Here is a 23,057-nt window from a genome sequence, read left to right on the forward strand (position 1 = left end):
CAAATATGAACGGAAAAAATATTGTAGCCGGTGCCTATGCAGAAGTTAATGAAAAAAGCCTTAAAGCCGTTAATCCTGCTACAGGATTAACGCTTGATGGCGAATTTTCTAAAGCAAACAAAAGTTTGGTTGATGAAGCCTTAGCAGCAGCAACTACGGCTTTCTATAGTTACAAAAGTTTAAATAAAGACCTTAAGGCAGCTTTTTTAAATGCCATTGCCGACGAAATTGCCCACCTTGGTGAAGAACTGGTAAACAGGGCTTCGGCCGAAAGTGGCCTGCCATTACCCCGCCTGCAGGGCGAACTGGGCAGAACCACCGGGCAGTTAAGGTTATTTGCCAATCTTGTTTCCGAAGGCTCTTGGGTGGATGCGATTATAGATACAGCCCTGCCTGAAAGGCAACCTTTACCTCGTCCGGATATCAGAAGAATGCTGGTGCCGGTTGGCCCGGTAGTGGTTTTTGGCGCGAGTAACTTTCCGCTTGCTTTTTCGGTAGCAGGAGGTGATACCGCTTCGGCGCTGGCTTCTGGTTGTCCGGTAGTAGTAAAAGTACATCCGGCACATTATGGTACCAGTGCTTTAGTAGGCGGAGCCATTATAAAAGCTGTGGATAAAACCGGGATGCCAAAAGGTGTTTTTTCCATGTTATATGATGATGGTTATAGCATAGGAGCTAATCTTGTGCAACATCCGTTAACCAGGGCAGTAACTTTTACAGGTTCGTATAAGGGAGGCATGGCTTTGATTAATTTAGCGCAACAGCGTGAGCAACCTGTCCCGGTTTTTGCCGAAATGGGAAGTATTAATCCGGTTATTTTTCTTCCGCAGGCTATAGAAAAACAGGCAGCAGAACTGGCCAAAAAATATGCAGCTTCTATTACTTTGGGTGCCGGTCAGTTTTGTACTAACCCTGGTTTATTACTCGCTGTTCAGTCTCCGGGGCTCGATAATTTTAAAATTGTTTTAAAAGAAGCCATTGCGGTTATCCCATCAGCAACCATGCTTACCGAAGGCATTGCAGGCAATTATGGTCAACTTTCTGCAGAAATTATAAATGAAGCAGGAGTTGAGGTTATAGCTTCATCTAATCTGAATAATAATGAATTAAAAAATCAATCTCAGGCAAAAATTGCGCAAGTAAGTGCCGCTGATTTTATCAAAAACCCAAAACTCCGTGAAGAAATTTTTGGACCATATTCTTTGCTGGTAGTGGCTGATGATGTTGCTGAACTTGAAAAAGCAATTGATGTATTGGAAGGACAATTGACCGTAACCCTGATGGCCGAAAAGCAGGAGCTTCAGCATTATGAAGTCTTGCTTAGTAAACTCACCGGTAAAACCGGAAGGATCATTTTAAACGGCGTGCCTACCGGAGTGGAAGTTTGTGCAGCTATGCAACATGGCGGGCCTTTCCCGGCAACTAACGATAGCCGCTTTACATCAGTAGGTTCTACTGCAATCAACCGTTTTGTAAGGCCATTGGCTTATCAGGACTGGGAACAGGAACTTTTACCGGATGAACTGAAGGACGGTAACCCTTTAAATATTTTCAGAACCGTTAATCAAAAATTAACCAAATCTCATGAGTAAAACATTTTTTTGTGTAGATGCGCACACCTGTGGAAATCCGGTGAGGCTGGTTGCAGGTGGTGGTCCACAGCTTATTGGCTCAAATATGAGTGAAAAACGTCAGCATTTTTTAAAAGAATTTGACTGGATCAGAACGGGTTTAATGTTCGAGCCACGTGGGCATGATATGATGTCGGGCAGTATTCTCTATCCCCCTCACGATCCGGATAACGACGTTGCCGTGCTCTTTATCGAAACCAGCGGCTGTTTACCCATGTGCGGCCACGGAACAATTGGCACCATTACCATTGCGATTGAAGAAGGACTGATTAAACCAAAAGTACCCGGTATAATCAGAATGGAAGCTCCGGCAGGGCTTGTGTTAATCGAATACAGGCAGGAAGGAAGAAAAGTTAAATCTGTTAAGTTAAAAAATGTAGCTTCCTATCTCGCTGCTGAAAACCTGGAAATTGAATGTCCGGATTTAGGACTGCTTACTTTTGATGTAGCTTACGGAGGCAATTTTTATGCGATTGTTGATCCTCAGCAGAATTTTCCCGGATTGGAAAACTATTCAGCCTCACAATTAATTACCTGGAGCCAAACCATCAGAAAACGCATTAACGAAAAATATACTTTTGTTCACCCGCTTGATCCGACAATAAACGGCTGTAGCCATGTATTATGGACAGGCAAAACAATCGACCCAGCATCAACCGCCCGAAATGCCGTTTTTTATGGCGATAAAGCCATCGATCGGTCACCTTGTGGTACCGGTACTTCTGCACGCATGGCGCAGTGGCATGCCAAAGGGAAATTAAAATTGGGAGAAGATTTTATCCACGAAAGTTTTATCGGCAGTAAATTTACAGGGAGGGTAGAAGAAGAAGTAGAACTGAATGGAATTAAAGCAATTATCCCGAGTGTAGAGGGCTGGGCAAAAGTATTTGGTTACAATACGATTAAAATTGATGCCGAAGATGATCCATACGCACATGGATTTCAGGTGATATAGTAAGTTTTTAAATTGATCAGTAAATAAAATAAAAGAATGTCGAAGGTATTAATTATTGGTGGTGGGATTGTGGGTTTAACTTCAGCATATTACCTGCAAAAAAAAGGATACGAAGTAACTGTTTTAGATAAAGGCGACATTACCGACAACTGCTCTTTTGGTAATGCGGGAATGATTGTACCGAGCCATTTTGTGCCTTTGGCTGCACCCGGAATGATTAAACAGGGTATCAGATGGATGTTTAACAGTAAAAGTCCGTTTTACGTCCGCCCGTCATTAAGTTCAAATCTCATTAATTGGGGACTGAAATTTATGAAACATGCCACTGCAAAACATGTTAGCCAATCGGCAGAACCTTTGCGCGATCTTTCTTTATTAAGTAAAAAGCTATACGAAGACCTGGCAAAAGAGCCGGATTTTAATTTCGGGCTCACCAATAATGGTATTCTTGCCTTTTACAAAACGGAAAAGGCAGGTGAAGAAGAAGCTCATCTGGCAGCAAGAGCAAAAGAACTGGGTTTGGATATGGCCGTATTAAGCGTCAATGAGTGCAGGGCACTACAGCCCGGTTTAAAGCTGGATGTTTTAGGCGCGGTACATTACCGTTGCGATGCACACCTCTATCCAACAAAATTAATGAATGCTTTACTCGGATATTTAACCGAAAATGGTGTAAAAATTGAACGGGGGAAGGAGGTTGATCAGATAAAAGTGGCAGGCAATCGCATCACGAAAGTTTTTACAGGGATACAGGCCTGGGAAGCAGATCAGTATGTGATAGCTACTGGCTCCTGGTCGCCTGCGGTGGCTAAAATGGCCGATATCAACATATCTTTAATGCCAGGAAAAGGCTATTCTTTTATGGAAGCCGAACCACAAAACCGTTTAACTATTCCGGCATTGTTATGCGAAGCGAGGGTAGCCATTACACCAATGAACGGTCAGATCAGGTACGGAGGGACAATGGAATTGGATAAAATTAATAACCGGATAAACATGCAGCGGGTTAAAGGCATTGTAGAATCGGTGCCGGCTTATTTCCCTGATTTAAAGCCTGAACTTCCGGCGGAAAAAGACATCTGGTATGGTTTCCGTCCATCTTCCCCGGATGGTTTACCTTACATAGGCAGAAGTGAAAAAAGAGATAACCTGATCATTGCAACTGGTCATGGCATGATGGGTTTGAGTTTAGGCCCTGCAACGGGATTACTTGTTAGCCAGATTGTTGCCGGAACTGCAACTGATTTAAAATTGGAACCTTTTGCAGTATCGCGTTAACTTACTGTTTAAGTAGACGGATTTGTAATCCCAAAATAGATGTTTTCATTTTTTGCAGTGGTCCGGACTTATATCAGATATAATCTGCCATATATTGTTAAATTATAGCAGGATTTTAACCTGATTTGGTATTTGTTTGATTTTTATGGTTAATATCCTTACATTCAATTCATAATCTGTAAACTGAACCAAATCTAACCAGACTATGAAAGTATTACCATTTACCCTGCTTGTGCCCGATGATAAGAGTGTTATATCGGAACACATCGAATTGCCGTATTTTTATCAATATCTGCACCGCCACGACGAATGGCAGATCACTTATATCGAAAGTGGAGAAGGTACTTTAATTGCAGGGAACGATATGCATAGCTTCCGGTCGGGCGATATTTTTGTAATCGGTGCAAAGCTTCCGCATTTATTTAAAAGTAATCCTGAATATTTTTCGGCAGATAGCCATAAAACAATCAAAGCATGTTCGGTTTATTTCAATCCCAATGGCATTCTTGCTTCATTGTTCAATCTTCCGGAAATGAAAATGGCAAGCGCTTTTTTGACTAAAAATAAACACGGTTTTAAAATTCCTCTTGGCTTTACCAAAGATATCGTGGCCAAATTATTCAATGTTCATCACGCAACGGGTGTAGATGTACTGTTTAATTTTTTAAAACTGATCAACAGTTTGCAGGATTTAAACGAAAATGTAGAATCCCTCTGCTCGGATATTTATTCAACTAATGTTAGCGAAAATGAAGGGATGCGGTTGAGTAAGATCATCAGTTTCATTACCCAGAATTACAATAACCAGATTTCATTGGAAGATGTAGCCAATACCGCTTTTATGACTCCGCAAGCCTTTTGCAGGTACTTTAAAAAGCACACCGGACACACTTTTGTTTCATTTTTAAACGAAGTGAGAATCAACGACGCATGTAAGAGCCTGATCTCGGGCGAAAAAGCAGATTGTATTTCAGGAGTAGCTTATAAAGCCGGTTTTAATAGTATTACTAATTTTAACAGGGTATTTAAAAGCATTATCGGCCAATCGCCACGGTCTTATATCGATACTTACAACAACGTAAGTAAAGTGAATTACGTAGGCGCTTAAACGAATAGATTATCTTCTTTCATCATAAAACATAGCCGTTTTTTCAAATGGAGGGAGATGCCTTTTACCTGATTTTTAAAATGTTGCTTATCGTAAAGTGCAACCAACGCTCATAATCCCGTATTTATAACCAAAAAATATAATAATGACTTTTTCTAAGGCCAAAATGCCAGTAATTTTTATTCTGTTAAATTTAGTTCTTTTTCAAACAAAAGCGCAACATTTAAAACTAAGTCCTTATGCTCCGGGCGCTGTAGAAATGGCTAGCGCGTATCAATTATCTGCTAAACTCGATACTGCATTACGCAATATTCCAACCAATAATGATATTGTTCCTTACTGGAAAAAAGATGGAAGTGCATTCTGGTATAAGAAGAACCTGCCCAACCGAACCTGGGAATATTATTATGTAGATGCGGCAAGCGGAAAACGTAAGTTGGCGTTCGATCATGATATCGTAGCCAGGAATATTGAGAAAATTACCGGTAAGAAACAAAATCCGCTAAAACTTCAATTTGCTGAATTGTATTTCGCTGAACAGGGAAATACCGCGAAAATAAAAATACAGGATAACTGGTTTCAACTCAATCTTGGCGATTTTAGCCTGACCAATACCAGCGACACCACAATTTACCGCTATTTTGCTAAAAAAGCCTTACAACAACGTCGGTCGCGTTGGCAAAGGAACCGCGAATTGCGGAAATCGCCAGATGGTAAAAACGAAATCCTGATTCGTGGAGGAAACCTGTTCGTGGTCGATCTTAAAACCAAAGCAGAAACACAATTGAGCACCGATGGCAATGCCGGCAAACCCTATGGCGATTTTGAATGGTCGCCGGATAGCAAAACTATAGTGGCTTACAAAACCGATCCCAAAGAAATTAAAAAAGTACATTATGTACTGAGTTCCGTTCCCGGTACTACACGGGGCGAGTTAAAATCAAGAGAATATGCACAGCCGGGCGATGATTTTACGGCGTACCAACCCTACATTTTTAATGTATCAGCTAAAACTGCCATTAAGGTAGATGCAGATCCGATTGATTTTTTCGGTCCGCCAGACCTGCATTGGCGTTCGGGCAGCAGCAGGTATTACAGCTACGAAAAAGTAGACAGGGGCCATCAGCGTTTCAGGGTAATTGAAGTAGATGTGCTAACGGGTAAAACCAAAAATATCATCGACGAAAAAACAAAAACTTTCATTTACGAAAGCCGGATTTATACCCGTTACCTGCCTAAAACAAATGAAATGTTATATACCAGCGAGCAGGATGGCTGGCAGCACCTTTATCATGTAAATACGCTCAGCGGGAAACAGTCGATCATTACTAAAGGAGATTATGTGGTGCTTGATATTGATAGTGTAGACGTAATAAAGCGCCAGGTTTGGTTCAGGGCCTGCGGCATGAATAATGGAGAAGATCCATATTTTATCCACTATTACCGCATTGGTTTTGACGGTAAAGGCCTGATTGGCCTTACGCCCGAAAATGGCAACCACAGCCTCAGTTTTTCTCCCGATCGTAAATATTACCTTGATACCTATTCTCAGGTCAATGTTCCACCAGTTACAGCATTAAGGTTAACGGCGAGCACAAAAAAAATAACTGAAATAGAACACGGGCAAAAGGAGGCGTATTTGGCTACTGGTGTTAAATTACCTGAGGTATTTGTAGCTAAAGGACGCGATGGTGTAACCGATATATGGGGCATTGTTTGCTTTCCATCAAACATGGATGCCAGCAAAACCTATCCCGTGATCGAAAATATTTATGCAGGTCCGCACGATAGTTTTGTGCCTAAAAACTTTTTACCGGCCAGCGAAATGCAAAGTATGGCTGAATTAGGGTTTATTGTAGTGCAGATTGACGGAATGGGAACGGCTAACCGGTCTAAAGCCTTTCATGATGTATGCTGGAAAAATATTGCCGATGCCGGTTTTCCTGACCGGATATTATGGATGAAAGCCATGGCAGCGAAATATCCGAATGCAGATATTACACGCGTGGGAATTTATGGTACTTCTGCAGGTGGACAAAGCTCAACGGGGGCACTGTTATTTCATCCGGAGTTTTACAAAGCGGCCGTTTCTGCTTGTGGTTGCCATGATAACCGTATCGACAAACAGTGGTGGAACGAGCAATGGATGGGGTATCCCGTAGGACCGCATTATGAAGAACAATCTAACATTACAAATGCGGCCAAATTACAGGGCAATTTATTTCTGATTGTTGGCGAAGCGGACGAAAATGTACCGCCAGAATCAACCTATCGGTTAGCAGATGCCTTAATCAAAGCGAATAAAAATTTTGATATTTTAAGCATACCAGGGATGGGCCATAGTGATGGAGGTATTTATGGACGGAGGCGTAAGCGCGATTTTTTTGTGAAACACCTGCTTAATGCCGAACCGCCAAATCCAAATATTTCAAAGTAGATTGGTCATTGGTCATTAGTTCAGTAGTCATTGGTCATTGGTCATTAGTTTATTGGTCATTAGTTATTGGTTATTTATTCAATTGCTACTATAAACCGTCGATTGCAAACTGTTAACTGATTTTTTTTAACTGATAATCGGTACATTAGTGCCAAATCATTTTAATCATCAGTAAATATGTTGCCAAAGATCAGAATATCCGGTTTGTTTTTGTTTTTCTTAGCATTTAATGCATTTGCAGCACATGCAGCGAAGAGAGATTTCTATCAGATTAAAATTTACCATTTAAAAAACGATGCGCAGGAAAAAACCGTGGATGAGTATTTACAGAAAGCTTATTTGCCCGCACTCCACCGATCCGGAATTGCAAAAGTGGGCGTGTTTAAACCTATTGTAAGCGATCCGGCTGCGGTTAATGAAAAACTTATCTATGTATTTATTCCTTTAAAATCAGTCAATAGCATTTTAGAACTCGATAAAAAACTTGCAAAAGATCAGCAATATAGCATCGAGGGCAAGACCTATCTGGATGCGATATATAACGATGCGCCTTATGAACGCCTTGAATCCATTATTTTACAAGCTTTTGAAGGTGCACCCGCTTTTATGCTGCCCAAATTAAAATCACCAATGAAAGAACGGGTATATGAACTAAGGAGTTACGAATCGCCTACCGAAAAATATTACCAGAACAAAGTGCTGATGTTCAATAAAGGCGATGAAATAGGTTTATTTAAGCGGCTTAATTTTAATGCCGTATTTTACGGAGAAGTAATTTCAGGAAGCCGCATGCCGAACCTGATGTACCTCACTACCTTTGAGAATAAGGCAGACAGAGATGAACACTGGAAGGCTTTTTCTGCCGATGATTATTGGAAAAAGTTATCTGCAATGCCAGAGTATCAGCACAACGTTTCTAAAAACGATACAAAATTTATTTACCCCACCGATTATTCGGATATTTAAGTTGGTTTATTGGTCATTAGTCATTAGTTGATTGGTCATTAGTTCATTGATCATTGGTTATTGGTCATTTTGTCGAATAATCGACTTATAACTTCAGACTAATGACTCCGGACTAAACAGAAATCAACTGCTCAATTGCGTTTAAAAAATTTGTAAAATCGAGTGGTTTTGATAAAAATTTACACTTATTAGCAAAAGCATCGATTGCCTGTGTGCCCTGCGTACCTAAAATTACAACATATTTTACGCTGTTTTTGAGCATCCTGGCTACATCAATGCCCGACATATCCATTTGTACGTCTAAAAAAAGGAAATCTATTTTTCCGAATGTCCAGAAAGCGGCCATAGCATCTACTTTATCCGTAAAGCTGCCTTTAAGTTCAAGTTTATCTATTTGGGAAACGAAATTTTCGAAAAGTGGCTTACTCATGCGGCTATCATCAATGATCACGCAACTATAAGCTTTAGGTACTAAAAGGTTCATTAATCTGATTTTGCCATCTGTATGCAAAACGCCTGCCATAAATCCTTATTAATTGTAAAATTTTTAGGTAGAATGGTCTATCGGTTACCGGTTAACCGGCTCTCAACTCTAAACCCCGGTTCCTTACTCAAGCGCTTTGCTAAATAAAGTAAAAAACATGATAGACAAACGATTGCGCGGTGTTTGTGCTTAAAAACACAGCGTTTCCTTATGCATCATTGCTAACTTTAGCCAACAGCAGCTTGTACAATAAGCTTGCCTAACTACATAACATAACCAAATCAAATCTTAATGGCCCTGCAACCCTTTTACAAACGCTCTAAAACCATAATCCTGTTAGCATTTACGGCTCTTTTTTACGCATTTCCAGCCTATGTTTTCGCACAGGAAATGGCGCAAAAAAACAACCAGCCTGCTCAAAAAAGCATCAGGGTAACTGATGTAAAAAAGATCAATTCAACCACAATTGAGTTATTGCTTACCGATAACCAGCGCTTAACAGTCGATTTTTATGGCGATAATATTTTCCGCCTTTTTCAGGATCCCACCGGTGGGTTTATCCGTGACCCTGAAGCAAAACCAGAGGCTAAAATTCTGGTAGAAAATCCGCGCAGGCCGGTATCGAAACTGGAAATTAAGGATGAAAATAATCAGTTATTCATTTCTACAGCAAAGATAACCGTTCTGATCGATAAAAATACTTCTTTAATTAAGGTCATTAACCTCGCTACACAGGCATTGGCTTTAGAAGAACTTATCCCCATTCAGTTCGAAAAAGGAAAAGTAACACTCAGCTTTAAAGAAAATCCGGATGAATATTTTTACGGGGGCGGTGTGCAAAATGGTCGTTTCTCGCATAAAGGAAAAGCCATTTCCATCGAAAACCAAAACAGCTGGACAGACGGTGGAGTAGCTACGCCAACACCTTATTACTGGTCTACAAACGGTTATGCCGTAATGTGGTACACCTTTAGTAAAGGAAATTACAATTTTGGTGCTAAAGAAAAAGGACTGGTTAAATTAACACACGAAACCGGTTACCTGGATGCCTTTTTTATGGTAGACAATGGTGCCGTGCCTTTATTGAATGATTTTTACCAGCTTACAGGGAATCCTGTATTATTGCCGAAATTCGGTTTTTACCAGGGACATTTAAATGCCTACAACCGCGATTTTTGGAAAGAAGATGAAAAAGGAACTTTGTTTGAAGATGGAAAACGCTACAAGGAAAGCCAGAAAGATAACGGCGGGATAAAAGAATCATTAAACGGCGAGAAAAACAATTATCAGTTTTCAGCACGTGCGGTGATTGATCGCTACAAAAAGAATGACATGCCCTTGGGCTGGGTGCTTCCTAACGATGGTTATGGGGCAGGATATGGCCAAACCGAAACATTGGACGGCAACATTCAAAACTTAAAAAGTTTTGGCGATTATGCCCGTAAAAACGGTGTTGAAATAGGTTTGTGGACCCAATCAGATCTTCATCCTAAAACCGGGGTAAGTGCTTTATTACAGCGCGATATCATCAAAGAAGCCAGAGATGCCGGTGTTCGTGTATTAAAAACCGATGTAGCCTGGGTAGGCGCAGGTTACTCTTTCGGGTTAAACGGGGTAGCCGATGTAGCGCAAATTATGCCTTATTATGGCAACAGCAGCAGGCCTTTCATCATCTCGTTGGATGGCTGGGCAGGTACACAGCGCTATGCAGGCATCTGGTCGGGCGATCAAACCGGCGGGGTATGGGAATATATCCGTTTTCACATTCCAACCTACTTAGGTTCAGGTTTATCCGGTCAGCCAAACATTACCTCCGATATGGATGGTATTTTTGGTGGTAAAAATCAAACCATCAACACCCGCGATTTTCAATGGAAAACCTTTACGCCAATGCAGTTGAACATGGATGGCTGGGGTGCCAACGAAAAATATCCGCACGCTTTAGGAGAACCTGTGGCTTCTATCAACCGAAATTATTTAAAGCTGAAATCCGAATTAATACCTTATACCTATAGCATCGCGAAAGAAGCCCTTACAGGTTTGCCGATCATCAGGGCCATGTTCCTGGAATATCCAAATGCTTATACCAAAGGAATTTCAACACAGTATCAGTATTTATATGGCCCGTCTTTTCTGGTAGCACCAATTTATCAGGCGACTAAATCAGACGATAAAGGAAATGATATCCGCAACGGCATTTACCTGCCGGAAGGAACCTGGATCGATTATTTTACCGGTGAAAAATATACCGGAAACTGCATCCTCAACAGTTTTGCCGCACCACTTTGGAAATTACCCGTTTTCGTTAAAAATGGAGCCATTATTCCGATGACAAATCCAAACAACAATGTTGCTGAGATTAATAAAGCCAATAGGATTTACGAACTTTATCCATCAGGGAATACCTCATTTACCGAATATGATGATGATGGAACAACAGAAGCGTACAAAATAGGTAAAGGTGCGTCGACCTTAATTGAGTTGACATCAGATCAAAAAAATAATGCTGCGGTAACCATTAATATTACAAAAGGTGATTTTGAGGGTTTTATTAAAGAAAAAACAACCGAATTGGTGGTTAACGCAACAGAAAAGCCTAAAAAGCTTACGGCTAGGGTGGGGAATGATAAAATTAAACTCACAGAAGTAAATTCAAAAGAGGCGTTTTTGAAACAGAGCAACGTATTCTTTTATGATGCCACACCGAACTTGAACCGTTTTGCTACAAAAGGCAGCGATTTTGAAAAAGTTGTAATTACAAAAAATCCTCAGGTTTTAATCAAAATTCAGGCTACCGACATTACAATCAATCCTGTAACGGTTAATATAGATGGCTTTAAATTTGAACCTGCTGATAAACAACGCGTATCAACAGGAAAGTTAGCTGCTCCGTTGCACGCAAGTGTCACCGATAAAAACAAAGAAGCTTACTCACTTACCCCAACGTGGAGCAAAGTAAATCATGCAGATTTTTATGAAATCGATTTCAATGAAATGCACTACACCACCATCCGCGATACGGCCCTGTTATTTGATGGTTTATCGGCCGAAACGCCTTACACATTTAAATTGCGTGCGGTAAATAAGGATGGTTATTCTGACTGGACTGAAATTAAAGCTACCACTAAATCTAATCCTTTAGAATTTGCCATTCAGGGTATTGCGGCCCAAACTACAGCTGAAAATCAGGATGGTGAGGGCGTTGATAAATTATTTGATTTTGATGAAGGTAACATATGGCACACCAAATGGGGTGTAAAATCGGTTCCTTTTGATATGGTGATCGATCTTAAATCAATTAATCAGCTGGATAAATTTCATTACCTGCCACGTAGCGGGAGAGGCAACGGAATATTATTAAAAGGTAAAGTGTTTTACAGCAACAATAAAGAAAGCTGGACGGATGCAGGCACTTTTGAGTGGGCAAATAATGGTGATGTTAAAATATTTAACTTCACAAGTCATCCAACTGCTCGTTACATTAAAATTGCAGTTGCCGATGGTGTGGGTGGTTTTGGATCTGGACGCGAATTATACGTGTTTAAAGTTGCCGGAACCGAAAGTTACCTGCCCGGCGATATCAATAACGACCGTTTGATTGACCGGAACGATTTAACTTCTTACATCAACTATACCGGGCTAAGAAAAGGTGATGCCGATTTTGAAGGTTATATCAGCAATGGCGATATCAATAAAAACAACCTGATTGATGCCTACGATATTTCAGTAGTAGCTACCCAGCTTGATGGTGGTGTAAACGATAGTAAAATTGAGAAGGTTGCGGGTAAGCTGGAAATCAGTACTGCAAAACAGACCTATAACAAAGATGAGATTGTGGAGATTAAAGTAAAAGGATTGAACCTTAAATCTGTAAATGCCTTAAGTTTCGCCTTGCCATACCATGCGCAGGATTATGATTTTGTAAGCGTGCAGAACTTAAATGTGAAACAAATGGACAATTTCACCAACGATCGCCTACATACCAACGGAGATAAGGTTTTGTACCCAACATTTATAAATGTTGGGGCTAAAGATGCCTTAAACGGAACCAGCGATTTATTTATCCTGAAATTGAAAGCCAAACGTAAACTTCAGTTTAACCTTAACGTTAATGATGGGGTTTTAGTGGATAAAAACTTGAATACGGTTAAGTTTTAAAAGAAAATTTAGTAAAAAAAGCGGGACTGATTTTAATTGGTCCCGCTTTTTTATTAGGGTTACAACCCTTATGAGTTGAAAAATTATTTACCATCTTCAATTAAAGCCTGTTTCCTGATTCGGCTAAGTGTTTCGAGCCGCATGCCTATAAACGAAGCTACATACTTCAGTGGTACACGGTTAATCAGGTGTGGATAAGAAACTAAAAACCTTTGGTAACGTTTTAATGCAGTAGGAAGTCTGCAGATGAATGCTCTTTCGGTTGCCCCCTGAAAATAAATTTCAGTCATTTTACGCCCTACATAGTTAGCGATGGGGAAATTTTCGTAAAGTAGTTTCGACATTTCATGCGGAATGGCAATCGCAAACACCGGATCAATCGTTTCAATATATTCGTCGGATATTTCATTCTCCCACAAATTCCTGATTGTTCCTGCCAGTTCGTTTTCTGCAGCAATCCATGTGGTAATTTTTTTATTTCCCATTTTAAGGTAACCATGTACTGCCCCTTCTAAAATCAGAAAGATATAACGGTTGTGCTTTAACGGCGATGCAATATGTTTGTTTTTTGCAAAGCGTATAGGAAATGTATAGCGGTTAATAATGTTTTCAATTTCGGGATTAAGCGGGTGGTAAGACTTAAAGACTGTAATAAGTGGCGAAAATCCACCAAATGCAGTCCATTTATCTTCACCATAAATATTTTCAATATTCATTAGGGAAAAGCGAATGTATCCGTAAAAATGAAAATAATAATGAAAATAAAAAAATCATCAGCAGTTCATACAACTAACAGGAATGTTAAAATGTTGGTTAGTTCATGGATAGATTCAGGTGAAAAGAAATGATTCTGCTTTTTACTTACTTTTTTGCTACAACATTAAATCGGAAAGGATATATAAAGGTTTTGGATATTTTAAACAGGCTTCTTTTAAAAAAAATATTTCATTTCGATGTAAAGCAGTAAAAAGATACCGGGAATAAGATTTTTTTTAAATGAATTTAACATCATGATTCATAAATATTTAACCTCTTTGAGTTTCATTAACGTTAATTTTATATTAAATATTTTAAATTTATCTTTTGCAACAATAGATTTAATTTCTATCTTTGCAGCCCCGCAAGGGACATAAATAAATGATTCCGTAGCTCAGCTGGTAGAGCATTACACTTTTAATGTAGTGGTCCTGGGTTCGAATCCCAGCGGGATCACAGAAAGCCTTACAGAAATGTAAGGCTTTTTTGTTTAATAGCATAAAATATAGGGTTGTTCTGTAATGAATAATTCGGCAGATGGATTTACAACCTCAATTTATCCTGCCAATCAGATCGTTTTCTTCTTAAGCCATGCAACCTGTTGATTGCTTTTGTGTGGCTTACCAAGTATAGCCTGATATAAATCTGGTTTCCTGGCCTGGATATACCGGTATCCTCCCGCATCGGTAAGCTTGTCGGAACTTAATTCAGCAAGTACAAATTCATTTCCTAAAGACCTGCATTCGGCAATTACATCTCCAAAAGGATCAATAATCATCGAACATCCGTTTTTAAGCTGATCATCATCCATGCCAATGGGGTTGGCGAAAACAGCGTAAATTCCATTATCGTAGGCCCGGGCAGGCAACCATTTCATTAACCACTGGCGGCCTTTAAGGCCATCGAATTCTGCACGTAAAATAACGTTGTTCGCTTTTTTATTTTCCCAAAGTTTAGCATCTACAAAGCCTGCACCCGGGCGGGTAGATGGCGTGCACATGGTTACATGCGGCATAAAAATAATTTGTGCGCCCAGCAGTGTGGTTGCCCTTACATTTTCAATAATATTATTGTCATAACAGATCAGTATGCCGCATTTCCATCCATATAAATCAAATACCGTAAAAGCATTGCCAGGTAAAAGATGTGGATTGATAAAGGGATGCAGCTTTCGGTGTTTGGCAATCAGTCCATTCCCGTCAACACAAACATAGGCTTTAAAAAGATTATCGTTTTCATCTTTTTCAAATAGTCCGGCCAGAATGGCGATGTTAAATTCTTTGGCGATTTCGGTTAAGCGGATAATGCTTGATCCCTGAGGTATAATTTCTGCCAGTTGGAGCATCTGCTGTTTAGAAAGGTGCCTGGCAAAAGTGTAACCGGTTATTGAACATTCGTGGAAGGCAATTGCCTGTGCACCCTGAGCTGAGGCTTCTTTGGCAAGCTTTTCAATTACCGAAAGGTTATATGCCTTGTCGCCACTGCGGTTTTCGAACTGAGCGGTAGCTATTTTAAAATTTTTCATTTTTAGTATTTTAACTGATCAAAACTAATCAGCTCAATAATGAAAAATTTGTACAAAACCGACAATCAATCACCTTATACCTGCATCAGATTTATGGCCAGCATTTGCGGCGTCTGTTTATAATAGATTGGGGTAAAACCAGTCATCTTTTTAAAATTACGGTTAAGGTGGGCATGGTCGTAATAACCAGAAATATAAATCAAATTGGCTATTTTCTCCTTATCGGGTTGTTTTTGAAGTAATTTAAGAAAGTGCTGCAGCTTAATGATATCAGCAAATTTTTTAGGCGAGGTACCCACATGCTCGCAGAATTTACGTTCCAGCTGCCTTTCGGTTATGGGGATTGTTTGGAGTAAATCTTCTATACTGATTAAGCCATGGTGCTGGTAAATGCAACGCATGGCCCTGTTAAAACCGGCACTTAAATTTCTTTGTGCAGTTAACCGCTTGATTAAAAAGCGCTCAATAATTGCGATGGCTTCAACGGGAGATGTGGCAGTGGTAATTTGTTCTTCAACATTACGGGCTTCCTGTCCAAAAAAAATGGCCAAAGGTACCGTTTCGTCATTTAACTCATATGCCGCCGTATGGAAATGGGTAAATAGAGCATAAGGTTCCAGCACCACAACAATCATCTTTAAATCACCTTGGGTAACTATGGTGTTATAATGGCTCAGTTGCCCATAAACAAAATTCCGGGGTTGTTTAATGACTGCAGAATTTTCGTTATTCCACTGCAAAAACGGATCTTTTAAATGAAAAACGATTCCTGGATTACCATCCGAAAACATGCGGTAGGATTGTACCACGCTGACTTTTTGATCAATAATCAGATAGTGTTTAACCAGTCCCTGGAGTAAATGATGCGGCGGTAATTGCATACGTAAGCAAATGTAAGAGAAACATCGTGCAGGCAAATCGTTTAATTGCAATAAAATTGTGCCTGTAAAAATTACGCATATCTTTGTGCCCTGGCCATTGATGTATTTAAATATTGAGGAATGTTTTTCTTAATGATTTTAATTGCTTAAAGGTCAATCGGTTTGCTAAAATAATATCATATGGATTCTACCCGGTTTTACGAGCGCTTAAGTCAGCAATTAACGGTTTTACCTCAAAGCAGGTTAATTGGCTTTGGACTGGATATCTGCGAAAGGCTCTTACCTGATTACATCGATTTTTACAATGAATTTAAGTGGGGAAATCCTGAAATATTGAAAGAATCTATTCAATGTATTAAGGATTCAGTGCTGGATGGCGTGAATGAAGAAAAGGTAAATCAACTTTTAACTGAACTGGAAGAAGTTTTACCCGATACCGAAGAATTTACTGATCCATCTGGAACTTATGCCTTGAATGCTGGTTGTGCGGTATTCGAACTTTTAGAATACCTGATCGATCCGGAAATAGACCATTTATTAAACATCAGCAGCGTAATAACCGATACCATCGATTTTAAATTAAGCGAACTGGAAACCGATTTAAGTGAAGAAGAATTGTTAAAACACCCCGAATTATTGAAAGAGTGGAATAATCAGCTGGAATTAAGTAAATAGTATATCGTTTGTAATTTCTATAGGTTTCTGTTCAGGCAATTATCTCTTTTTAGATTCGAAACCGTACAGCCCTTTCTGGTATAAGTATGAAGCCATTTGGTAATTCGATATCGCCTCGTTAATTAGTTGCTGATCTGCCGGCAGGGTTGCTGCACTCCCCGTAGTAAAATTAGGTTTATAGGTAACCGCTTTTTTATTCGGATCGAGGATTACCAGTTTGTCATTTTTAATGTAACCCAGGCTTTGGTAGGTACTGATAAAAGCCCTTTCATCGCCGTCTTTTATTTTAAAAACATCCTGGCCGAAAAATTTACTGTCGTAACTAAAATTCAGATAACCCAGAATAGTAGGGCCAATATCAATCTGTGCGGTAAGTTTCTCAAATTTACCCGGCGCAATGTGCCCGGGGCTATAAAAAATCATTGGAATATGGTATTTATCAACCGGTAGCTCTACTTTACCTGCACTGGATGCACAATGATCGGCTACAATAACAAAAAGGGTATTCGAAAACCAGGGTTTTTGCTTTGCTTCTCTGATAAATTTCCCAATTGCATAATCGGTATATTTTACGGCGCCTTCTCTGCCGGTATGCGATGGAATATCAATCCGGCCTTCAGGATAAGTGTAAGGGCGGTGGTTCGAAACCGTCATAATCTGTGCAAAAAACGGCTTTTTGTTTTTATAGTCTTTATCCAGTTCGCGTAACGACAGGGTAAACAGGTCTTCATCGGCCACGCCCCAGATATTAGAATAATGAATTTCCGAATCCTGTAACGAACTTCTGTCGGTTACTTCATAACCATTGTTAGAGAAAAATTCGTTCATGTTATCAAAATAGCCATAACCGCCATAAATAAACCTGCTGTTATAACCTTTAGATCGGAAGATACTACCCAAAGTAAACAGGTTTTTATTATCCGGACGTTTAACAATCGATTGTCCGGGCGTGGGAGGGATGCAAAGCGAAAGTGCTTCCAAACCACGTACCGTCCGCGTGCCCGAGGCGTATAAATTATTAAAAAGCAATCCTTCTTTGGCCAGCGAATCGAGCTGCGGGGTAATGTGCTGCGTATTGCCAAAAGTACCCAGAAACTCGGCGCTTAAACTCTCAACACTGATGAGTACTACGTTCATCTTATTTTCAGCACCCGCGTTAGCAATTTTTCTCGAAGTATTTTTGAATGCCAGGCTGGTATCCTGCTGAAGTAAATGGTTCAAAATAGATCCGGCCCTTTTAATGGGCAACGTTTTATAAAAAGTGTTGTAATCGAGCTGGTTATTCCAAAATGCGAAACCAAAATCGTACATCCCATTGCCCGAAAGCTCGTTTACATATTGGTTTTTGCTCAGGTATTTTAATTTATGGCTTACGCAGAAATAGGTAAAAACAGGCACGCATAAAAGGATCAAAGCAATTTTTGTTCGTTTACCAAAACTGCTTTTTGAAGTGGTTGATGCAGTTATATATGGCCTTAAAAGGTAAATAACTGCGGCCGTCAGCAACACCAAAGCCAGCAAAATGCTATTTATGGGGTACGATTGGCGGATATTTCCGATCACTTCTGTAGTGTACACCAAATAATCGACCGCTATAAAGTTATAACGCACCGAAAATTCTTCCCAAAAAAACCACTCAGAAATGGCATTGAAAATAAGGCTGAAAACAACAAAAAAGAAATAAATAAACAACAATGCCCTGCTGAATTTACGGTTATACCATTTAGAAGGCAGCAACCATAAATAAATTACAATGGGTATTACTGCAAAAGATGCTGCAGCAAGATCGTAAAATAGGCCGATAGTGAAAATTTTAATCAGGTTAAGTACCGACCAATCAACAGATGAGGCACTATAAACCAGTAAAGCCAGCCTGGTGAGTAAAGATATACTGCATAACAGTGCGGTAACTAAAAAAACTGGACCAAATCTGTTATTCAGTAATTTGTTTGTTTGTTGTTTAATGCTCATTATAAGGTCGAATCCAAAAGTTTTTAGCTTACCTGCCACAATTGTATAAGTATTGGGCGAAGGTAAGTTCCAATTCTGAAGGAATTCTGAAGGTTTGGTTAGCGCCTAAAGATATTAATAAATTGTTAACTTAATATTTAATTAATATCGTCTTGTTGCTTAACCGTGAGTTTTCTTTTGACAGTTTCATTAATTTAGAGGGTAATCTGGCGGCATAGTATTTTAAGGTGTTTCTAAAGCACACGCGGGGAGTTTAATTTGAAAATGGACGTTCATACCATCGTGGGTGCTTTAGTCCCGTTATACACTCCAATCTTTTTATTGGAAATATTGCGCAACAGGCTATATGGGTAATAATTGGAGATACCTTGCCAATAAAAAGGATTTCCATTGCTACCGGGTTTAGCGTGGATGGGCTTTTGGCATTGGCAAATTTGTAATACCCCTGTGTTTGCAAATTATCAGGCCAATAACATGGTGATATTTATTGGGGCAATTATCCTCTTCTACGTGTATCTCAAATTTCCATTATTCCGGATCTGCACCTGTTGGTGGAGCCTCCTCCTGTAACTTAGCTATAATCGCTTTCATCTTAGGCAGGCCGAAATAATTATGCTGTTCTATTATTTTAATTACTTCAGGGTGAGAAACCGAAAGGTTGTATAATGAAGAACCCGGAAGATTCCATACATCAGAAGATGCAGGAGATTTGTATTTTTCTATAGCAGGGTTTTCGATATTGGCAATGTTGGCTACAATTTCTGCTTTTTCTACATCAGTGAATTTTTTGGAGGGATCTTCAGTAAAAACTTTATAAGCATCGTCTTTCACATCGCCATCATATAATACATATGCAAAATCTCCTAAAGAATATAACGGTTATCTTTTGCGCTAGTATTATCTTCTATGTATTTTAATAAGCCCTCTCTCATCTGAAATTTATTGTAACTATCTTTAATAAAAATCAAATTTGCAATTAACTCTCCACGTTGAGGGTTTCGATTGTATGTGGAATCCAACATCATTTTATTTATTTTTGGCTCTTTGTCATAGCCAAAGTTTTCTAGTAGGGTACCTAAAAAAGATTTATCATTATTTAAAAGCCAGGCCAAACTTGCTTTATCGTTATTAAATAAATATTTGTTTCTATGAATAAGATAAGGTTCTATAATAATTTTATAACTATTATCTTTATTAATTTTTATTATGTACCTTAATGAATGAGGCTCCATAAATAAATGTTCTTTTCTTAGGAGATAATAATTTTCAGTATCAGCAAATCCCTCAAATTCATTTTTTATCAAGAAATTATAATCTTCTTTTTGTTGTCCAAAAAGTGTAATGTAACTATCTGTAACATGTATTTTGTAATGGAGATTTTTCAAATTCTCAATTCCAAATATTTCCTTAATTTTTTCATTAAATACCTCGTCACTTACAGCTTTAAATCCATTGTTTTTTAAACCTTCAAAGATTACAATTGAGGCCAGTTCTAAATCTCTTGAGTTTCTTTCATAAGGATTTTCAATATCCTCATTTTCGTTGCTTGATCTTTTTTGATATTCCAAATGTTGCTTTATTTCTTCTATTATTGTTAGTGGCATATCTTGCTTTTGTATTTCTTCTTTTAGAATAGAATCATTTTGTGTTGGTTTGTTTTTACAGCTGTTTAATGCTAATAACATAATGCAAAAAAACAATCTCTTATTTATTTTCATATTTTGTATTTAAAAATTTAGTTTGATTTATTCTCTTTTTTTGGTGCTGGCTTAATGCCATATTTTTTGTTTACTACTGCAGAGCTTTCATAAATATTACCATCTCTCAATTTGTCCGCATCTTTATTCATAATCAACAGGTATATAGAAACCATATAATTTTTTCTGTTTATTCTTACTCGTATATTCACCATATTCACTAAAACGGATTGAATTGCTTTGATTACCACCAAGTAATATATATTTTCCTTTAGGTGTTTTGCTGTATAATAGACCGGTATGGCCATGTACTCCATCTTTATGTTTATAAACTACGAAACAGCCATAAATAGGTTCTGGAATGCTTTTTAAAGGCAAACCCATAAACAACTACTTGCTTATGGGTTTAAAATTGGCTAACCTTACGGCTTATTCCGGATCTGCACCAGTTGGTGGAGCCTCTTCCTGTAACTTAGCTATGATCTCTTTCATCTTAGGCAGGCCGAAATAATTATGCTGTTCTATTATTTTAATTACTTCAGGGTGCGAAACCGAAATATTATATAATGAAGAGCCTGCCTTATTCCATACATCTGATGATTCCAGAGATTTATATTTCTCTATTGCAGGGTTTTCGATATTGGCAATGTTGGCTACAATTTCTGCTTTTTCTACATCAGTGAATTTTTTGGAGGGATCTTCGTCGAAGATTTTATCCAGGTCCTCAGAATAAATTGATAACATATAATAACCTAATGCATAAATAAATCTATTGTCTGTAGCGCTAGTGTTTTCCTCTACATATTTTAAAAGATTCTTTCTTATCTGTAATTTATTATTGCAATCTTTGATGAAAAAGAATTGTCCTATAAATTCTGTAGAATTAATATGTTCTTTAACAATAGAAGATAAGACCATCTTATTTATTTTCGGATCCTTATCGTAACCAAAATTTAGAGCGAGTGTTTTCAAAAATATTTTATCATTATTCAATAGCCAAGCTAGGCTAGCCTTATCATTGTTAAAGATATATTTGTTTCGATGAATAAAGGTTTGAAGATTTTTTTCTCTTTTTTTACTAATTGATTCAACGTCCTTCCAAGGGTATATTTTAATTTTTTCACCATCAGTATCGGTCTTTATTAGTGGCATAGTACTTTCAAAAGCTGAAATCTCTGGTGAATCATCTTTATAATTAAAAATTTCAGGTAATGCATATAGCTCTGTCAATAATTTGTCGCTTTTTGCGATATAGAATAAAAACGGATTTAATTCGATCGAAAAATCATTTCTACTAAATTGTGCTGTTTTATTGCATCTATCTTCTGTGTTTAAAATTAGAAAAGGATTATTTGAAGTGAAATCAATATTTCTCCCAAATACGTAACTTACTTGGTTAATGAATTCTTTTTGATTTAAAAATTTAAAACCACTGGCTCGCAATCGCTCTTTTAGAATTGGTAGAGTAGCCAGAAGGTCCTGTTCTGTGTATTTATAATTAGGATAGTCAGTTTCAAATTTTTCAGCTGAAGCTCCAGCTTCAATTTGTTTTTTCAAAATTTCCATTGTTAGTGTATTGGTATCTTGATTAAGGCTAGATTTATTTTCATTTTTGCAAGAATAGAGTATAATTATTAATAAATATATTGCTGCTTTTTTTGTGTTGCTTTTCATTTTTCAGTTCGGGTTGTAAATTCTGTTCCTATATCAGTTGTACTATGCATAATTTTTAAATTATATTCATTTTCTTCGGGTATGTAATCTGGTGGAATAACAAACCAATCAATCACTGCTTTTGGATATTTCGAAATACTAACTTCTCTAGCCCCTTTAGTTCCTCCCTGATTCCTACCTACACACAGTAATAATATTTCCCATCTTCACTAATCCCAATTACAAAAGTTATATGGCCGTCACCACCAACAGCAAAATTATGGCCATTTGGTTTTGCTAAGTCATTGGAACCCCAATCAATAACTGCCGCTGATCCGTATATAGGTCTAGATTTTTCCAGAACTGCCACATCGCGGCTCTACAAGACAGAGGAGGAGGGGTATAGAAGCTTTATAAAAACACCAACTTGCAAATGCCCTACACCAATTTGTTTCCTCATTTGATCCCTTTCCATTAGTTAATGCACTAAAATATTCTGTATTCTTTTATTATTATATCCCCTTTGAATGCTTTCTGGCCAATTTAATTTATCGCAAATACCATCCAAGGAGCTCTATTTTTGCTGGGTTTTATATTTGTTGCTTTGCCCCATGTACAGAGATTAATCTTAAATGTCTTTGACGTAAATTCATCAAATGAACTCTGTTTTAAGGTGTAACTATTCCCAACCTCATGGCCTACTCCCATAGATATTTGAATGTTTTTTGTTCTACCATTACTAAGCGCAATCAACCCCTTCCATTTAAAAAAGGCCATAGAGGTTAGTACTGCTATTTTAATATCTTTGGATACGATATCAGGATTTTTAAGGATATCTACTTTTTCATATTTCAAAGTATAGGCATTTGCTTTGGTATAATT

At 38.3% G+C, this 23,057-nt stretch carries 18 protein-coding genes and 1 tRNA gene; 9 read left to right on the top strand and 10 right to left on the bottom strand.

Annotated elements, in window-relative coordinates; all coding sequences use genetic code 11:
- Positions 1-5 precede the first annotated feature (5 nt).
- The 6 genes from ACTJKC_RS16035 (at position 6) to ACTJKC_RS16060 (ending at position 8,375) form a co-directional block, all read left to right on the top strand.
- Positions 6-1,592: an aldehyde dehydrogenase (NADP(+)) gene (locus tag ACTJKC_RS16035; RefSeq protein WP_440793453.1), complete on the top strand. Its 1,587-nt coding sequence runs from the start codon at positions 6-8 to the stop codon at positions 1,590-1,592.
- Entirely contained in the window at positions 1,585-2,586 is a 1,002-nt protein-coding gene (locus ACTJKC_RS16040; RefSeq protein WP_440793455.1) for a 4-hydroxyproline epimerase, read from the top strand. Before ACTJKC_RS16035 ends, ACTJKC_RS16040 begins: the two co-directional genes overlap by 8 nt.
- A gap of 36 nt (positions 2,587-2,622) precedes the next feature.
- Complete coding sequence (locus tag ACTJKC_RS16045; RefSeq protein ID WP_440793457.1) at positions 2,623-3,864, top strand: NAD(P)/FAD-dependent oxidoreductase; 1,242 nt, start codon at positions 2,623-2,625, stop codon at positions 3,862-3,864.
- Positions 3,865-4,069: 205 nt separating this feature from the next.
- Entirely contained in the window at positions 4,070-4,972 is a 903-nt protein-coding gene (locus ACTJKC_RS16050) for an AraC family transcriptional regulator (protein WP_440793459.1), read from the top strand.
- A 145-nt stretch (positions 4,973-5,117) separates the two neighbouring features.
- Complete coding sequence (locus tag ACTJKC_RS16055) at positions 5,118-7,409, top strand: prolyl oligopeptidase family serine peptidase (protein ID WP_440793461.1); 2,292 nt, start codon at positions 5,118-5,120, stop codon at positions 7,407-7,409.
- 177 nt (positions 7,410-7,586) lie between these two features.
- Positions 7,587-8,375: an NIPSNAP family protein gene (locus ACTJKC_RS16060; protein WP_440793463.1), complete on the top strand. Its 789-nt coding sequence runs from the start codon at positions 7,587-7,589 to the stop codon at positions 8,373-8,375.
- Positions 8,376-8,487: 112 nt separating this feature from the next.
- On the opposite strand, the gene ACTJKC_RS16065 is transcribed toward ACTJKC_RS16060, so the two are convergent.
- Complete coding sequence (locus tag ACTJKC_RS16065) at positions 8,488-8,898, bottom strand: response regulator (RefSeq protein WP_440793465.1); 411 nt, start codon at positions 8,896-8,898, stop codon at positions 8,488-8,490.
- A 252-nt stretch (positions 8,899-9,150) separates the two neighbouring features.
- On the opposite strand from ACTJKC_RS16065, the gene ACTJKC_RS16070 reads away from it, so the two are divergent.
- Positions 9,151-13,017, top strand: coding sequence for a TIM-barrel domain-containing protein (locus tag ACTJKC_RS16070; protein WP_440793466.1), 3,867 nt, complete (start codon positions 9,151-9,153; stop codon positions 13,015-13,017).
- Between the two features lie 83 nt (positions 13,018-13,100).
- Here ACTJKC_RS16070 and ACTJKC_RS16075 read toward each other — a convergent pair whose 3' ends face one another.
- A complete protein-coding gene (locus ACTJKC_RS16075; protein ID WP_344853969.1) occupies positions 13,101-13,733 on the bottom strand; it encodes a Crp/Fnr family transcriptional regulator in 633 nt (210 codons plus the stop codon).
- A gap of 423 nt (positions 13,734-14,156) precedes the next feature.
- On the opposite strand from ACTJKC_RS16075, the gene ACTJKC_RS16080 reads away from it, so the two are divergent.
- Positions 14,157-14,229, top strand: a tRNA-Lys gene (locus tag ACTJKC_RS16080).
- A 112-nt stretch (positions 14,230-14,341) separates the two neighbouring features.
- Here ACTJKC_RS16080 and ACTJKC_RS16085 read toward each other — a convergent pair.
- Entirely contained in the window at positions 14,342-15,298 is a 957-nt protein-coding gene (locus ACTJKC_RS16085; RefSeq protein ID WP_440793468.1) for a nitrilase family protein, read from the bottom strand.
- A gap of 74 nt (positions 15,299-15,372) precedes the next feature.
- Complete coding sequence (locus ACTJKC_RS16090) at positions 15,373-16,179, bottom strand: DUF6597 domain-containing transcriptional factor (RefSeq protein WP_440793470.1); 807 nt, start codon at positions 16,177-16,179, stop codon at positions 15,373-15,375.
- A 180-nt stretch (positions 16,180-16,359) separates the two neighbouring features.
- On the opposite strand from ACTJKC_RS16090, the gene ACTJKC_RS16095 reads away from it, so the two are divergent.
- A complete protein-coding gene (locus tag ACTJKC_RS16095; RefSeq protein ID WP_440793472.1) occupies positions 16,360-16,854 on the top strand; it encodes a DUF416 family protein in 495 nt (164 codons plus the stop codon).
- Positions 16,855-16,893: 39 nt separating this feature from the next.
- Here ACTJKC_RS16095 and ACTJKC_RS16100 read toward each other — a convergent pair whose 3' ends face one another.
- From ACTJKC_RS16100 to ACTJKC_RS16125, 6 genes are all read right to left on the bottom strand, one after another.
- A complete protein-coding gene (locus tag ACTJKC_RS16100; protein WP_440793474.1) occupies positions 16,894-18,825 on the bottom strand; it encodes an LTA synthase family protein in 1,932 nt (643 codons plus the stop codon).
- A gap of 528 nt (positions 18,826-19,353) precedes the next feature.
- Entirely contained in the window at positions 19,354-19,656 is a 303-nt protein-coding gene (locus ACTJKC_RS16105; RefSeq protein WP_440793476.1) for a hypothetical protein, read from the bottom strand.
- Positions 19,657-19,688: 32 nt separating this feature from the next.
- Positions 19,689-20,543, bottom strand: a complete 855-nt coding sequence (locus tag ACTJKC_RS16110; RefSeq protein WP_440793478.1) for a hypothetical protein — start codon at positions 20,541-20,543, stop codon at positions 19,689-19,691.
- A 123-nt stretch (positions 20,544-20,666) separates the two neighbouring features.
- The gene (locus ACTJKC_RS16115; RefSeq protein WP_440793480.1) at positions 20,667-20,906 is read right to left on the bottom strand and encodes a hypothetical protein; all 240 of its coding nucleotides are present in this window, start codon (positions 20,904-20,906) and stop codon (positions 20,667-20,669) included.
- Between the two features lie 45 nt (positions 20,907-20,951).
- Complete coding sequence (locus ACTJKC_RS16120; RefSeq protein ID WP_440793482.1) at positions 20,952-22,196, bottom strand: hypothetical protein; 1,245 nt, start codon at positions 22,194-22,196, stop codon at positions 20,952-20,954.
- A gap of 522 nt (positions 22,197-22,718) precedes the next feature.
- Positions 22,719-23,030: a hypothetical protein gene (locus ACTJKC_RS16125; protein ID WP_440793484.1), complete on the bottom strand. Its 312-nt coding sequence runs from the start codon at positions 23,028-23,030 to the stop codon at positions 22,719-22,721.
- Positions 23,031-23,057 lie beyond the last annotated feature (27 nt).

This window comes from Pedobacter sp. 22226 (genome assembly GCF_052045455.1).
In the GTDB taxonomy this organism is placed as follows: Bacteria; Bacteroidota; Bacteroidia; order Sphingobacteriales; family Sphingobacteriaceae; genus Pedobacter; species Pedobacter jeongneungensis.

Bases quoted from the DNA above. Each gene is read 5' to 3' on its own strand.
- ACTJKC_RS16040 (WP_440793455.1), top strand. From the start codon at position 1,585: ATGAGTAAAACATTTTTTTGTGTAGATGCGCACACCTGTGGAAATCCG.
- ACTJKC_RS16065 (WP_440793465.1), bottom strand. From the start codon at position 8,898: ATGGCAGGCGTTTTGCATACAGATGGCAAAATCAGATTAATGAACCTT.
- ACTJKC_RS16095 (WP_440793472.1), top strand. From the start codon at position 16,360: ATGGATTCTACCCGGTTTTACGAGCGCTTAAGTCAGCAATTAACGGTT.
- ACTJKC_RS16055 (WP_440793461.1), top strand. From the start codon at position 5,118: ATGACTTTTTCTAAGGCCAAAATGCCAGTAATTTTTATTCTGTTAAAT.
- ACTJKC_RS16120 (WP_440793482.1), bottom strand. From the start codon at position 22,196: ATGAAAAGCAACACAAAAAAAGCAGCAATATATTTATTAATAATTATA.
- ACTJKC_RS16060 (WP_440793463.1), top strand. From the start codon at position 7,587: ATGTTGCCAAAGATCAGAATATCCGGTTTGTTTTTGTTTTTCTTAGCA.
- ACTJKC_RS16115 (WP_440793480.1), bottom strand. From the start codon at position 20,906: ATGGGTTTGCCTTTAAAAAGCATTCCAGAACCTATTTATGGCTGTTTC.
- ACTJKC_RS16085 (WP_440793468.1), bottom strand. From the start codon at position 15,298: ATGAAAAATTTTAAAATAGCTACCGCTCAGTTCGAAAACCGCAGTGGC.
- ACTJKC_RS16050 (WP_440793459.1), top strand. From the start codon at position 4,070: ATGAAAGTATTACCATTTACCCTGCTTGTGCCCGATGATAAGAGTGTT.
- ACTJKC_RS16070 (WP_440793466.1), top strand. From the start codon at position 9,151: ATGGCCCTGCAACCCTTTTACAAACGCTCTAAAACCATAATCCTGTTA.
- ACTJKC_RS16110 (WP_440793478.1), bottom strand. From the start codon at position 20,543: ATGAAAATAAATAAGAGATTGTTTTTTTGCATTATGTTATTAGCATTA.
- ACTJKC_RS16090 (WP_440793470.1), bottom strand. From the start codon at position 16,179: ATGCAATTACCGCCGCATCATTTACTCCAGGGACTGGTTAAACACTAT.
- ACTJKC_RS16035 (WP_440793453.1), top strand. From the start codon at position 6: ATGAACGGAAAAAATATTGTAGCCGGTGCCTATGCAGAAGTTAATGAA.
- ACTJKC_RS16045 (WP_440793457.1), top strand. From the start codon at position 2,623: ATGTCGAAGGTATTAATTATTGGTGGTGGGATTGTGGGTTTAACTTCA.
- ACTJKC_RS16100 (WP_440793474.1), bottom strand. From the start codon at position 18,825: ATGAGCATTAAACAACAAACAAACAAATTACTGAATAACAGATTTGGT.
- ACTJKC_RS16075 (WP_344853969.1), bottom strand. From the start codon at position 13,733: ATGAATATTGAAAATATTTATGGTGAAGATAAATGGACTGCATTTGGT.